16 protein-coding genes and 1 riboswitch are annotated in these 12,362 nt (G+C 49.4%); of the genes, 7 read left to right on the forward strand and 9 right to left on the reverse strand.

Features of this window, described 5'->3' with window-relative positions:
* Positions 1–72: 72 nt before the first annotated feature.
* The 3 genes from EKM71_RS07055 to EKM71_RS07065 all read right to left on the reverse strand — a co-directional run bounded on the left by EKM71_RS07055 (position 73) and on the right by EKM71_RS07065 (position 3,032).
* Entirely contained in the window at positions 73–888 is an 816-nt protein-coding gene (locus EKM71_RS07055; protein WP_125573911.1) for a Cof-type HAD-IIB family hydrolase, read from the reverse strand.
* Between the two features lie 61 nt (positions 889–949).
* Positions 950–1,759 carry an alpha/beta hydrolase gene (locus EKM71_RS07060; RefSeq protein ID WP_125573912.1) on the reverse strand — a complete coding sequence of 270 codons (810 nt, stop codon included), beginning with the start codon at positions 1,757–1,759 and terminating at the stop codon, positions 950–952.
* A complete protein-coding gene (locus EKM71_RS07065) occupies positions 1,737–3,032 on the reverse strand; it encodes a PTS transporter subunit EIIC (RefSeq protein ID WP_125573913.1) in 1,296 nt (431 codons plus the stop codon). Before EKM71_RS07065 ends, EKM71_RS07060 begins: the two co-directional genes overlap by 23 nt.
* Between EKM71_RS07065 and EKM71_RS11305 the strand changes: the two genes are divergently transcribed.
* Positions 3,017–3,085 carry a hypothetical protein gene (locus tag EKM71_RS11305; protein WP_404819418.1) on the forward strand — a complete coding sequence of 23 codons (69 nt, stop codon included), beginning with the start codon at positions 3,017–3,019 and terminating at the stop codon, positions 3,083–3,085. The two genes, EKM71_RS07065 and EKM71_RS11305, sit on opposite strands and share 16 nt — an antisense overlap.
* 34 nt (positions 3,086–3,119) lie before the next feature.
* Here the strand turns inward: EKM71_RS11305 and EKM71_RS07070 are convergent, their stop codons facing one another.
* Both EKM71_RS07070 and EKM71_RS07075 read right to left on the reverse strand, forming a co-directional pair.
* Positions 3,120–3,944, reverse strand: a complete 825-nt coding sequence (locus EKM71_RS07070) for an HAD-IIB family hydrolase (RefSeq protein WP_164504749.1) — start codon at positions 3,942–3,944, stop codon at positions 3,120–3,122.
* 165 nt (positions 3,945–4,109) lie between these two features.
* Positions 4,110–5,276 carry a D-alanyl-D-alanine carboxypeptidase family protein gene (locus EKM71_RS07075; RefSeq protein WP_125573915.1) on the reverse strand — a complete coding sequence of 389 codons (1,167 nt, stop codon included), beginning with the start codon at positions 5,274–5,276 and terminating at the stop codon, positions 4,110–4,112.
* Between the two features lie 220 nt (positions 5,277–5,496).
* Positions 5,497–5,588: riboswitch (TPP riboswitch) on the forward strand.
* 79 nt (positions 5,589–5,667) lie between these two features.
* Here EKM71_RS07075 and EKM71_RS07080 point away from each other — a divergent pair.
* The 5 genes from EKM71_RS07080 to EKM71_RS07100 are packed head-to-tail and all read left to right on the forward strand — an operon-like array spanning position 5,668 to position 9,415.
* On the forward strand, positions 5,668–6,222 hold the full coding sequence (locus EKM71_RS07080) for an ECF transporter S component (RefSeq protein ID WP_125573916.1): 555 nt from the start codon (positions 5,668–5,670) through the stop codon (positions 6,220–6,222).
* Positions 6,223–6,245: 23 nt separating this feature from the next.
* Positions 6,246–7,655, forward strand: coding sequence for an ABC transporter ATP-binding protein (locus EKM71_RS07085; protein WP_125573917.1), 1,410 nt, complete (start codon positions 6,246–6,248; stop codon positions 7,653–7,655).
* The gene (locus EKM71_RS07090) at positions 7,652–8,305 is read left to right on the forward strand and encodes an energy-coupling factor transporter transmembrane component T family protein (RefSeq protein ID WP_125573918.1); all 654 of its coding nucleotides are present in this window, start codon (positions 7,652–7,654) and stop codon (positions 8,303–8,305) included. Before EKM71_RS07085 ends, EKM71_RS07090 begins: the two co-directional genes overlap by 4 nt.
* A 20-nt stretch (positions 8,306–8,325) precedes the next feature.
* Entirely contained in the window at positions 8,326–9,009 is a 684-nt protein-coding gene (gene tenA / locus EKM71_RS07095) for a thiaminase II (protein WP_125573919.1), read from the forward strand.
* Between the two features lie 43 nt (positions 9,010–9,052).
* A complete protein-coding gene (locus tag EKM71_RS07100) occupies positions 9,053–9,415 on the forward strand; it encodes a hypothetical protein (RefSeq protein ID WP_125573920.1) in 363 nt (120 codons plus the stop codon).
* Between the two features lie 208 nt (positions 9,416–9,623).
* Here EKM71_RS07100 and EKM71_RS11075 read toward each other — a convergent pair whose 3' ends face one another.
* A complete protein-coding gene (locus EKM71_RS11075; protein ID WP_164504750.1) occupies positions 9,624–9,794 on the reverse strand; it encodes a hypothetical protein in 171 nt (56 codons plus the stop codon).
* Positions 9,795–10,071: 277 nt separating this feature from the next.
* Between EKM71_RS11075 and EKM71_RS07105 the strand changes: the two genes are divergently transcribed.
* Positions 10,072–10,266 carry an LBP_cg2779 family protein gene (locus EKM71_RS07105; RefSeq protein WP_125573921.1) on the forward strand — a complete coding sequence of 65 codons (195 nt, stop codon included), beginning with the start codon at positions 10,072–10,074 and terminating at the stop codon, positions 10,264–10,266.
* 83 nt (positions 10,267–10,349) lie between these two features.
* Here the strand turns inward: EKM71_RS07105 and EKM71_RS07110 are convergent, their stop codons facing one another.
* The 3 genes from EKM71_RS07110 to EKM71_RS07120 are packed head-to-tail and all read right to left on the reverse strand — an operon-like array spanning position 10,350 to position 12,291.
* Positions 10,350–10,859, reverse strand: a complete 510-nt coding sequence (locus EKM71_RS07110; RefSeq protein WP_125573922.1) for an O-acetyl-ADP-ribose deacetylase — start codon at positions 10,857–10,859, stop codon at positions 10,350–10,352.
* On the reverse strand, positions 10,860–11,105 hold the full coding sequence (locus EKM71_RS07115) for a zinc ribbon domain-containing protein (protein WP_164504751.1): 246 nt from the start codon (positions 11,103–11,105) through the stop codon (positions 10,860–10,862). It abuts the gene before it with no gap.
* Positions 11,106–11,127: 22 nt separating this feature from the next.
* Positions 11,128–12,291 (reverse strand): hypothetical protein, encoded by a 1,164-nt coding sequence (locus tag EKM71_RS07120; protein ID WP_125573924.1) that lies wholly within the window; start codon positions 12,289–12,291, stop codon positions 11,128–11,130.
* Between the last annotated feature and the right edge of the window lie 71 nt (positions 12,292–12,362).

The raw sequence follows: 12,362 nt of genomic DNA on the forward strand, positions 1-12,362 counted from the left end.
CCTCCTTAAAATTCATCCAGTACACCTTTTATACTGACATTGTTTTTCTCAAAATGCAAGCGTTCACACCGATTAGGCTAAAACTTCAGGAAAGACTTTTTCCAAGTACGCTGCAACCCCGGCCTCATTGTTTGTTGTTGGGGTTTCATGATTGGCAGCTGACTTAATTTCGGGTTGCCCATTTAGCATGGCAACGCCATCTCCGGCAGCCTTAATCATCCCCAAATCATTTTCAGCATCACCGAATGCCATGAGTTGATCGAACCCCCAGCCAAAGTGTGTCAATAGTTGTCCTAATCCCACAGCCTTGTCCATATCAGCCGCCAAAAATTCAAGGATCTTCGGCTGAGAACGCACCACATGATATTGTTCGTGTAATTCAGGCGTCAAATTCGCCACAACTTGGTCCAACGTGGCTGGATCAGTCGCCATAACGGCCTTACTAAACAGATGCTCTGGTAAGTCAGCGAAGGCCGTTGGCACAAATGCCATGGGGGCCTTCAACATTTTTTGATATTCAGATGGCTTGAGATCAGCCACCGGGTAGACCTGATCAAAGTCCAGAACATCCAGTGGATACCCATTTTCAGCCGCAAAGTCATGTAGAGGCTGAAAGTCTTGCTTGCTTAAGCCACTCTGAGCCAAAACATCCTTCGTCGTATTTTGAATCACGAGAGCCCCATTAAAGGTAATCGTGTAATCTTCACTAGTCGTCAACCCTAATTGTTCCAAGTATTTCCAAATGGCATTAATTGGGCGGCCCGTGCAGAGTACCACCTTAATTCCTGCCGCATGTAATTGACGCAAGGTTGCCGCATTCTTTTCACTAATTGTCTTATCTGTGTTCAGTAGCGTCTCGTCTAGGTCGAGCGCAATCATCTTTATCATTCGTCGTTGGCCTCCATTTCTTCTCTAGTTTACACGTAACGCGCACCGAAATAAACCGTGCTTACGTCAGGAGGTCTGAACGAATCAATGCCACGATTTGTTGATTCTCTGGCAAGTCAGCGTGATTGGCGTTGGCACCCGTAATCGTCATTTGCGTAAAATGCCGGACATTGCCTTGAAAAATCAACTTTCCCCGGTTAACACTGTCGAAGGGCACAATCCCATCGCCAGCATAACCCTCACTGCCGGCAATTGAATAGACCGTCAGTGAACGAGGTAATCGTTTACGATCGGCTGAAAGTTCTTTAAAAAGTGGCGTATCCACATCCGGATTGCTCTCCTCCAAGTTGAATGGCGTTCCGATTGTCATCAGCCGTTCAGCATAGGTTTCCTTGGGCAAACTGTGCTCCAGAAAAAGTGTCAGCACGAGTCCACCATTAGAGTGACCCATCGCAGAAAAATGGTTAAAATGATAAGTCTTCTGTAGTTGACGAAAGGCCAGGTTAAACCAAACGGCCTGTTTCTTAATGGTTTCATAGCCATCATGATGGTTCTGAAACCCCACTACAATAATGGGTTGAGTGTCTTTACGCGTGATACTTCCCGTATATTGAATCTGCCCATTAGTCATGACTTCCACTCGTAATAGACTATGCTTGGTGGTCGTCTCGTGGTTCAGCTCCGTGACCAGCTCGTTAAACCGGTTCTGCGTAGCACTAGACCCCGGAACCAGAAAGACCGGCGCCATGGCACTCCGATACGTCGCGCGCACGCTCGTGACCTGCTGGGGTCGCCAGAGAAAGCCTGGCACACTCAGTAACAGGATGGCCGTCACTAAGACTAAAAAACTAATGACTCGTTTTTTCAGCATGATGTGCCACCTCCCCCGCCAATCGTGCCCATTTAACGAATGGGTAATAGATTAAGACGCTGATCAATAGTTCAATCCCTGCTAAGGCCAACGCCGCCAGATTACCCCCAGTGCCCAAAAAGCCCTGCAAGATTCCCGGCGTCCCATTGGCAATTGGATAAGCTACCGCGGGAACCCAGTGGAGTTGAAGACAGGTCCAACTTAACAGACTGCAGACAACCGGCGTTACCAAAAAGGGAATCCCTAAAATTGGACTCAAAACTACCGGTAAGCCGATCATTAGCGGCGCGTTGAAGTTGCCTAGGGTCGGCAATAAACAAGCTGCTCCGACTCGTCGTTGCGCGCCATTCGAATGACCTAAATAGATGGCAAGCAGGAGTCCCAGAACCATTCCGGGTCCCCCAAAATTTGTATAAACATCCACTACCGTATGGATGGTAATGGGATGGGGAACTTGCCAGCCGGCATGCGTCAGGACGGACGTCAGATTTTGCATTGCCTCCACCGACTGGCCACCAACGCTGGCCACAGGGCCTAGGATACCTAGCCACTGACACAAACCAGTCAATAGGCTAAATCCCAGCAGTCCTGGAAGATGATGTGGGAGCGGGAATGGCCAACGCGCCAGACTAAGAAAGGTCGCATTCAAACTTCCCTTCTGCGTCAGAGTCCAGGCTAGACCACCAGCAGCTAACACTAGGAGCCAAATGCTAGTAATCGTCATGGTTTGCCCCAATCGTTCCTCCGCCAATAACCAATGCTGAATTCCCCAGCGGTAACCATCCCCGACCACTAGACCGATCAGGATACCGACCAAAATGCCAGAAATTCCTAAATTATTTGAGAGCCACTGTACAGACTGACCATTCAACAACGTCAAACGATCCACGTTAAAAAACTTGAGCCCTGTGACCGCGACCACCCCAACCATCAGTCGATCTGTCGTTCTTTTAGCGACTGGGGCCACCAGATAATAGCTGACGGCAAAAGCCATGACCATGGCGACCAGCCCCAGGGTGCCTGCACTCAACAGACTCAAGTAATGTTTGAGGATAGCGCGTTGCATCAGCCAATCTCCAACATGTAAGGTTTGAAAATAATAACCAGTCGATGCCAGCCACGTCTGCCGAATCATGTCGGCCAGCGTCCCCACCAGCACTACGGGAAAAGCAAGGTGAAAGGCCTGATTAACGGCCTTGATCTGTGAATTTTGTCGAAAAGTGACATCCAATTGAATCAGGTGGCACCCTAACCAGCCTGTTTCTTGTTCCATTTTTAGCCGCCTCCTGCCCTAACACTCAAATTGTAAGGGCAACGACGCACTAGTGGCCCCTGTAACATTCGGTTAAGGTAGCCGCCTTTAAAACTGTTCGAGTAAGCTGTCAATGGCTGCACTGACTGCCCCCTGTTGGTTGGTCCGGGATAACTGTTGAATCTTACTATCACTAACCAGTTCCGGCGCGGCATTGGCCACGGCAAATCCCTGGCCCACTGATCGAAGCATCGCCAAATCATTCCCAGAATCACCAAAGGCCACCATTTCAGCCGGCGTAATGTTCAAGTGATGTCCCAGATTTGCCACTGCATTCGCCTTATTTACGCCTGGCAAGCTAACGTTCAAGCCGCCCAGGCCACTGCTGGTGGCGACAAGGTCGCCATCAAACTGGTCATTGAAGGCCGCTACAAATGGTGCCACGTCTGCTTGAAGCCAGGTGACATCTAGTTTGAGGATAGGATCCGCGACTGCTGTTAGATCCGTGACACTAGTCAATTGTGGGTAAAAGACTTGGGATTGGTGAAACCGATCGCTATCGGCCGGCAAATCCGTGTAGGCTCGGTCGCGACCACAGACAATCAAATAGGGTTGTGCCATCACAGGGGCCATCTGTAGCCAATGGACAGCGGTCTGCCACAAATCATGAGAAATTGGATGACAGTCCAGCTGTTCACCGCTGCCCGTGACCGTTAGCGCCCCATCTTCCACCACATAGAGTAAGTCTCGGGCAAATTCCAGATCACCAAATAAATCAAGCACATGGTCTAAAGGGTCCCCGGTTGTGACAACGAATCTAATCTGATGTGCTGCCATCTCGGTCAGTTGGTCTGCCAATCTGGCCCGATCATACCGCCCATTAGCATCCAAAAAAGTTCCGTCTAAATCTGTCATAATCATCCGTGGCCGCATAACCGCACCTCCTGAGTTGTTAGTCTTGATCATACCCGATCCCTATCCTGACAACAACTCTTCACCCCTTAACTAAGGTTAGCTGGTAACCGATCAACCCCTAACTAAAAACGGGCCACCCCGTATTAACCAATACGCTGGGTGACCCACTAAACTATTTTTCGTTTATTTATCTAAATTATTCTTGTAAACGTAGTTCATCAATGAACGGGTTTCAGTAAATTCGTCCTCGTCATGCAAAACGACCGTGATAATTCGGTTGTGACCGCTCTTCTTGGCCGTCCCAACGAAACAGTAACCTGCCAGTGGCGTGTAACCTGTCTTCAAACCATCAACCTTCAAACTTGCCTGGTAATACTTTCGACCCTTCAACAGATTGTTGTAATTGTAGCAGGTTTGACCATTGATCTTCTTAGAGCCAATCTGACCGTCCTTCAAGATTTGGGGATAATCCTGAATTAAGTGTTGTGCGATGTAGGCGACATCCTTAGCGGAGACCTGGTTAGCGTTGGCCGATCCATAATTGTAACCGAAGCGCTGCAAATCACTGTTTTCCAATCCTGAGGCGGAAACAAAGTGCGCCTTGCCCAGGTTCCAACGCTTAGCCTGCGTATTCATTTTATCGATAAACTTAGCGTTACTGCCACTGACCCATTGGCCCAGAGCAATCGCCGCGTTATTCGAAGAATCCAGCAGGGCGGCGTAGTAGAGTTCCTGAACGGTGTATTTGTGACCGCTCTTGAAACGGAAACCCCCACAGTCGTAACTGTTCCCCATTGACACGAGACCCTTGTTGCTGGTCTTAACGTGGTCAGACCACTTCGCAGATGTGGTGTGAATCTTCTGAAGAACTAGGTACAGCGTCATAATCTTGGAAACAGAAGCGATGGGCCGTGCCGTATTGGCATGCTTGGACCAAACAACTTTCCCCGTCTCTTCGTTGACGGCTACCGCGGCCTTAGCCTTCTTCAGAACAAAGGGGGCCTTGCCCTTCTTGAGATAACCGTGCCAAATCAAGCCCTTAACGGTGTGCCGACCATTGACGGCATAATAATAGACGGCATTGGTCTTCCCATGCCTCAAGACGACCTTCTTGGACACGTACCACGTCGTGTTCGGGTACGACTTCAAGTTGGCAATCTTACGTGTGTGTGACTGATTATACACGGCGCCCTTCGTACTCTTCTTGTGATAGGCCGTTGTCTTCAATGACTGCGTTGAAACCGTCTTGTAGGTTGCCGCATCGGCTGGTACGGTTTGATAACCGATCCCCATTACCGTTAAAATTGCTAAGGCGATAATCACGAATCTCTTAATAGGTAATTTCTTCATGTTCCTAACCTTTCCATTTTTGACTAATTAGCTTAACTAACCTTCAGCCTAGCATGATCTGAGCATGACCGAAAGCCCCTGAGACTCTTTGTAACTCGCTTGTCGCCTTTGTAACGCCCTTGTAAAACAATCTGACTATAAAATTTTTCATTTAAACTTTCACCCCATTTCCCCGTGGTACCTTGCTTTTGCCAGATAAATTGGTTAGGCTAAGAGTAATCAAATACGATTGGGGTGCCCGTCCGGCTGAGATCAAACCCATTGAACCTGCTCTGGTTAAAACCAGCGAAGGGAACGCGTAACATAGCTATCAATGACCCCCACTAGCAACACTTAGTGGGGACTTTTTCGTCTTTTGGGCGCGTCAATCACCTTAGGAGGAGTTAATCTTATGAAACGTTGGCATATCCGCGATATCATTCTCGTCACCATCTTAGCAATTTTTATGGGGGTTATTTTCTGGGCCATCACCCCACTCTACTCTGCACTCACAGCGGTCTTCGCACCCATGGGTCTCCAGCCACTGGCTAACGAGATCTTGCTGGGCGTCTGGACCATGGCTGGCCCACTAGCTGGGTTCGTCATTCGCATCCCCGGTGCGGCAACCTTAGGCGAACTCCTAGGTGCCGTTGTCGAAATGTTTCTTGGGGGCGTCTGGGGCGCCAGTACCCTGATCTCTGGGACCGTACAAGGCTTTGGGTCTGAATTAGGCTTCATGGCCACGCGTTATCGGCGCTATGACTGGATCACCCTGATCTTAAGTGCCCTGACTACGACCTTGGTTACCTTCGGCTGGAGTCTTGCGCGCGAAGGCTACAGTGCCTACCATCTTGGCTTCTTACTCTTGCTATTCGCTGTTCGCTTTGTGTCCGTCTTCGTCTTTGGCGGTATCCTGACGAAACTCATTACTAATCTGCTAGACCGGGCACACGTTCTGAAACATTAATCGGTATAAATGGGGGAGTTTTTGTGGTAAACGTTTCAATTCACAACTTAACATTCTCGTATCCGCAGCAAGCCCAACCAGTCCTTAATGCGGTAAATGCTAATTTTCCTGCTGGTCAATTCTCTTTGCTTACCGGGGTATCCGGCGGTGGTAAGTCAACCTTGCTCAAGCTTGTTGCGGGCCTCTTGCCAACCGACGCGATGACGGTTACTTTTAATGGCCAGTCACTCGCACAGATTCCAGCAACCCAACGTTCCCAAACGGTGGCCATGCTTTTTCAAGAACCAAGTACGCAATTCACGATGGATACGGTAGCCAATGAACTTCAATTTGCCTTGGAAAACCAACAGGTTCCGGCTGACGAAATTTCACAACGTGTGACCGCCGCCTTGGATTTCATTGGCATCGCTCCGCTTCGTGATCGAAAACTCATGCACCTCTCCGGTGGCGAACAACAGAAGGTGGCACTGGCGATCATCGTTGCGATGGATAGTGCCGTCATTTTGTTGGACGAACCCTTTGCCAGTATCGATCCAGCAACCCGGCTCGTTCTCTTGCAACGACTCGCACAGTTGAGCCGTGAACGGGGAAAAACTGTGATTCTGGCAGACCACGATCTCAGTGGCTACACCGACTACGTGGACCGATTAACTGTCCTCGCGGATGGTCGCCTCTCACATCTGTCACCAGAAGCGACGCAGGAGCGACTAGCTAACTTTGCACCTGCCAGGTTGCGCCTACAACACGTCACAGTCCCTGGTGATAATCAGCCAGCCCTGCTTCAAGGCACGCAGCTGAGTCTAGCTACTAACGGCCGCACCCTTATTGCCCCACAGGATTTGGGGCTCTTTGCCCACCATACAACCCTCATCACGGGGCCCAATGGTAGTGGCAAATCCACCTTGTTCCGTTCCCTGGTTAAACTCGGTCACTACGAAGGTGTCATTACCTACGATGGTACTGACATTCATCGACTAAAGCGCCGTCCTTACGCCCGTCAAGTCGCCCTAATGTTTCAATCTGCCGCGACGCAATTTCTCAATGTCACGGTCGATGAAGAATTGGCCTTATCCCTCAAAAATAGCTACGCCGACCATTTCACCACGACCATGGTGACCCACCTTCTAACCGAGTTGAACCTGGCCGATCGGCGAGAACAAATCATCTATACCCTGAGTAGCGGCCAACAGAAGAAATTACAACTGCTGTGCATGCTGATCATGGCCCCGGATGTGCTTCTCTTGGATGAGCCGTTTAAAGGTCTCGACTACGAGTCAATACAGACAGTTATTCAAATTTTAAAACGGGTCCAACGCGAGCTGAACCTCACCTACATTCTGGTAAGCCACCAGCTCAGCGGCCTCGATACTTTCATCGATTACCACCTTCAGCTGGCGGACCAGCATCTGACCTATCTGGGGGTGAGCGCATGAATCCTAGTCTAAAATTGGCGCTGCTAGTTCTTGTCGCCCTGGAGATTTCCTTTACTCATGTCTGGACAGTTAATATAGCCTTGATCGTAGTAAGTCTTATTTTAATGGTCTGGAGTCACGTAGCTTTCAAACGATTAGTGATGTTAACCCTAATCCCCGTCTTCTTCGGGGGGGCCTTAGTCTGGTCCTTAACTTTGCGGGGAACAGCTTCGACCCATTTTCTCCTGGTGATCTTCACCCGTATGGTGGCCTACGTCTACATGGGGGGCTGGTTTGCCCAAACGACGAATCCCTTAACGCTCACCCGCTCCCTGGAACAAAATGCCAAGTTACCCTCTAAATTTGCCTATGGTTTCTTGGCAGCCTTCAACCTCATGCCCAAGATTCAAGCAGAAGTTGCCACCATTAAAGCGGCGGCGCTAATGCGCGGTCAAGTGCTTCATTTCTGGTCACCCCAACTCTATTTCAAGGTGATTCTAGCCGCGATGAATTGGTCGGACCAGCTTGCTTCTGCCATGACATCTCACGGCTTCGTCGAAGATGCACCGCGAACTCACGCTTCTGAAATCCCACTTATCACCCGCGACTGGGTGCTCCTAGTGGGAAGTCTGGCACTCGTTCAGATCGGCCTTTTCGTGGGCCTACCCTAACCCCTTAAGGAGGACTTCATTTGCAATTCACAACCATCGCTCACAATGCTAACCTGGCCTCCTGGCAGGCTTCCAAGCAGCACCCATTCATCCAACAACTGCTGGCAGGAACACTGCCATTAGCAACTTTTCGCTACTATTTGATTCAAGATCACGCCTATTTGCGGGCGTTTGGTGCCATACAAGATCTGGCGGCCAATCAAGCTACCGCAGTCGACGTCGCTACCCAACTTCACGCCGATGCCGAGCATCTCCGACAAGGCGAACTGGCTTTACGGCAGACCTTCTTCGATCGTTTAAACATCACCGACGATGAGGTGGCCAACACCCCAGTCGCCCCAACTGGCTACGCCTACACCAGCCACATGTACCGGGCATTAATGACACACGGGACTGCTGGCGCGATTGCTGGCTTACTGCCTTGTTATTGGCTCTACGCCGAGATTGGGGCCGAGTTGGCCGAACAAGGCTCACCCGTTCCCATCTACCAAGATTGGCTGGAAAGCTACCGATCCGATGACTATGCGGGCGAAATGACCGACCAACTGGCGTTAGCCAATCGTGTCGCCACGCCGACCAACACCGCTGCTCTACTCGATATTTTTAACAAGAGCAGTTGGTATGAATTACATTTTTGGCAAATGGCATTAACTCATGAAACCTGGGAACTGACGGAACCGTCTGATTTTTCAACCACCGTCTAATGCGCTATAATGGGGGCACTCATAGGAAAAGGTGGTGTTGATGATGAAGCGAATGCAGCAATTAACGTTTCTTCAAACCTTTGGTTATCTAGCCCTTGCGCTGGGCATCGTCATTGAAATCTATGCGGCTCTCAGTAATCCAGGAACGCGTCTGAGTGGCGACGAAATGTTTGGTGGTGCCGTGGTCTTAACCTTGGCGGTTGCCTTTATTCACAGCCGACGCCTACCAACCAACTTAATTTTAATTGGTCTCAGTACGTTAGGCTTTGCTTACTTTACCTTCATTCACACGCACGCCTGGCTTTGGACTATTCTGTTGGCCATTGCGGTTGCGGCCTTCTTGATTTATTTCTTCGGATTACGGGGGGAAGTTCGGCGCAACCAAAGTGAGTGGTTTCACTTTTAATTTCATTTAAACTAGTTGATTACGGGTACTGTTAGGAACTCCTCGCAGTGCCTTTTTTTATCGTCTAAAAAAGAATCAGACCAACCGAAGTTGGCCTGATTCCCTGCTTGATAAACTACAAGAGACTTGTAGTCATGTAATCATTATGATTACCATCTTTTAAGTGACACAACCGGCAAGCCGGCTTCGGGGCGGAGAGGTTCCCGCGTTAATTGGCAAATGCCCGTGAAACATGGGTTTGCGGTGCATGACTAATCATGGGCTGCGTACTGAGGTGCGTGACGGTTCGTTTTCCCAGCATAAACCATGAAAACAAACTGATGACCGCCAGAGTCACAACTGCCGCTATCAGGCTCCTGATCACCTGTCTTAAATCCATCCCATCACCTCATGTTTGACTTATCCCGACCGCTTGACTCCAGCTTACACATCAACTATCACAAAACGGTAACGGAAAGAAAAAAATGTGATGACACTTCCGTAATGTTTGTCACGAACAATTGTTATATTGGGTATTAGTTTACGCAATTTTTGCTCGTTCATCAAGTAGAATGCAAAAAAAAATCCGAATCACGAGTCTCATCTCGCCGGTTTTTCAAAACTTTAGTATAATAAGTGTAAGCACCATACAGGACAATCATTTGGAGGGATTATTAATGAGTCAAGAATTAAGTGATCTGGCTGAAGCAATCATCGCCTACCAAAAGAAGTACGACAAGACCGATGGCGAAATGGCCTTTGGTTCCCGCATCTCTGTCGAGAAGTTCCACGCCATCAAGTCTGGGGAAATTGACCCCAACGCCGATGAGCAAAGTTCCTTGAAACACTACATTGCCACCAAGCCAAACTAAGGTTAGGTTTTCAGAATTTAAAGGGGTCGACCAAATTGGTCGACCCTTTTTTTAAGTGATTTGATTAAGTCAACAAGCGAACACTAGGCTTGCGCCCAAGCCTCACGATAGGCTGTAGCAGTCTTCGGATCAAACGCTACTAGTCTCACCTGAGTTAACGTTTCTGACTGACTCAAGACGCTGGCAATCGTTTGCGTGGCAATCGTAGCAGCCTCGGCTAACGGATAGCCGTAAATCCCCGTACTGATCGACGGAAAGTCCACGGTGTGACAGCCCTTGGCAACCGCTAATCGCAACGACTCACGATAGCAGGAAGCTAGGTCCACAGCCTCATTATGATCGCCACCCCGCCAGACTGGGCCCGGCGTATGAATGACCCACCGTGCCGGCAAAAGAAATCCTGGTGTGATCCGCGCTTCTCCGGTAGGACAACCGTTAAACGGGACACAGGCTGCAAATAGCTCCAGCCCAGCCGCGCGATGAATCGCACCATCAACACCACCCCCACCTAGCAAAGTGGTATTGGCAGCATTCACGATAGCATCCACGTCACTCTTCGTGATGTCTCCTTGAATCACGTCAAATTCTGCCATTTACCTTGACTCCTTTGACCACGGCCAGCGCCATCGATGCTTGGCGGGTTTGTTTCCCTGCCGATCGTGCACCCGCTTCATTCCCTCACGATACGGATTACTGTAAAGTGCGTTTAGGTTCAATTTTTTAGGCGCCGGAGCGTCTGATCGAAAGACACTGAGATCCGTCTGACATTGTGGACACTTGACGTCATCCACCGTCACCGGTGACCCACAATGGGGGCAGAACTTTAATTCCTCAGTCATCATCATTGCCTCCTTGAGTCGTTTATAGATCGCCTTCGATACGCAATTGCTGTTCAACGAGATAGGCATCCAGGTAGCCAAATGCGATCTCATCGACGTCGCCAATCTTAAAGACCTTGCCCACCTGATCCAATTGATTATCCTCTACGGTGTGGAAAATAAAGCGTTCACCGCCCACCTGGCTCGGATACCCTAGACAGTGTTCACCATCATGGAGTTTCAACCGGATGATTGTCCGGAACGTCGCCGCCTGGTTCAATCGCGCACTGAATTGGTCATCGGTGGGATCAAAAAGTCGTTCGGCGTTCAATACGGGCTGATTGCCCTGTTGGCGAGCCTGATTGAGTAAGGAAAACAGACGCATCGTTTGTAGATAGTCTGAAACAAGCACAACACTGTGAAGTTCGCTTAACCGCATAACGGTATAGCCCCCAAAGAGGCCTGTCATATCGATTAAATTCATCACAACGGCATCGTCAGTCACCGTGTTGATCCGCCCGACAAAGAACAGATCTTGATCATGTTCCGGCACCAAGGCCACTAGAGGATCCTTGCCTGCCAGCTGTCGTAAAGTACCTGGAATGAGATCCGTTTCGGTTATCTCGACTGGCTCGACGTGAACCAGTCGTCGTAGCCGAGGAGCTGCAATGGTTTGCAGGCTTAGCTCTTGGCCTTGAAACTCGATGACTTCAATTTCATCGGGTGTCAAGGTCAACTGAGGTTGGTCGGTATAATCAAATTTATTGAGTAACTGAACCGTGATTTGATCAGCGGCCACGCCGGTTACCAACCCCTCATAGAAGTGGTCATCATTAGCCAAAACCAGCATGACCACCAGGTGATCGACCCAAGCATGACTGAGGACTTGTCGTCGCAAATCACGACGGTCGTCAAAGGTCATGCTAAGACCGCTCGCCTGAGTAAAGTGTTGGTCCGTAGCGGTCTGAATCCGAAAAGCCATATTGTCCAAATCGTCACTTGAAAATTCAACTTCATCGATTGCAGGTAAAGCCAGGAAAACGGCCCCATCGGGTACCCCGTAATCATCGTAGGTCGCCAGAATGATACCAGTCGACGTCACCGTCGTCACATACCCGGTGTAAACGACTTCTTGGTTAGCTTGATACACGTTAACTAACAGGTTTTGCGCCAATGCGCGATTTAAATCATTTACAATAGAATTCATGATGACGACCCCCTTTATTTTAGTTATCTGAAAAGCTTAGCATAGTCCCTTGCAAATAGCTCGTCTCCTGT

Origin of the sequence: Levilactobacillus huananensis, assembly GCF_003946145.1 — a bacterium.
Classification (GTDB): Bacteria; Bacillota; Bacilli; order Lactobacillales; family Lactobacillaceae; genus Levilactobacillus; species Levilactobacillus huananensis.

Bases quoted from the DNA above. Each gene is read 5' to 3' on its own strand.
- EKM71_RS07055 (WP_125573911.1), bottom strand. From the start codon at position 888: ATGATAAAGATGATTGCGCTCGACCTAGACGAGACGCTACTGAACACA.
- EKM71_RS07060 (WP_125573912.1), bottom strand. From the start codon at position 1,759: ATGCTGAAAAAACGAGTCATTAGTTTTTTAGTCTTAGTGACGGCCATC.
- EKM71_RS07065 (WP_125573913.1), bottom strand. From the start codon at position 3,032: ATGGAACAAGAAACAGGCTGGTTAGGGTGCCACCTGATTCAATTGGAT.
- EKM71_RS07070 (WP_164504749.1), bottom strand. From the start codon at position 3,944: ATGCGGCCACGGATGATTATGACAGATTTAGACGGAACTTTTTTGGAT.
- EKM71_RS07075 (WP_125573915.1), bottom strand. From the start codon at position 5,276: ATGAAGAAATTACCTATTAAGAGATTCGTGATTATCGCCTTAGCAATT.
- EKM71_RS07080 (WP_125573916.1), top strand. From the start codon at position 5,668: ATGAAACGTTGGCATATCCGCGATATCATTCTCGTCACCATCTTAGCA.
- EKM71_RS07090 (WP_125573918.1), top strand. From the start codon at position 7,652: ATGAATCCTAGTCTAAAATTGGCGCTGCTAGTTCTTGTCGCCCTGGAG.
- EKM71_RS07100 (WP_125573920.1), top strand. From the start codon at position 9,053: ATGAAGCGAATGCAGCAATTAACGTTTCTTCAAACCTTTGGTTATCTA.
- EKM71_RS11075 (WP_164504750.1), bottom strand. From the start codon at position 9,794: ATGGATTTAAGACAGGTGATCAGGAGCCTGATAGCGGCAGTTGTGACT.
- EKM71_RS07105 (WP_125573921.1), top strand. From the start codon at position 10,072: ATGAGTCAAGAATTAAGTGATCTGGCTGAAGCAATCATCGCCTACCAA.
- EKM71_RS07110 (WP_125573922.1), bottom strand. From the start codon at position 10,859: ATGGCAGAATTTGACGTGATTCAAGGAGACATCACGAAGAGTGACGTG.
- EKM71_RS07115 (WP_164504751.1), bottom strand. From the start codon at position 11,105: ATGACTGAGGAATTAAAGTTCTGCCCCCATTGTGGGTCACCGGTGACG.
- EKM71_RS07120 (WP_125573924.1), bottom strand. From the start codon at position 12,291: ATGAATTCTATTGTAAATGATTTAAATCGCGCATTGGCGCAAAACCTG.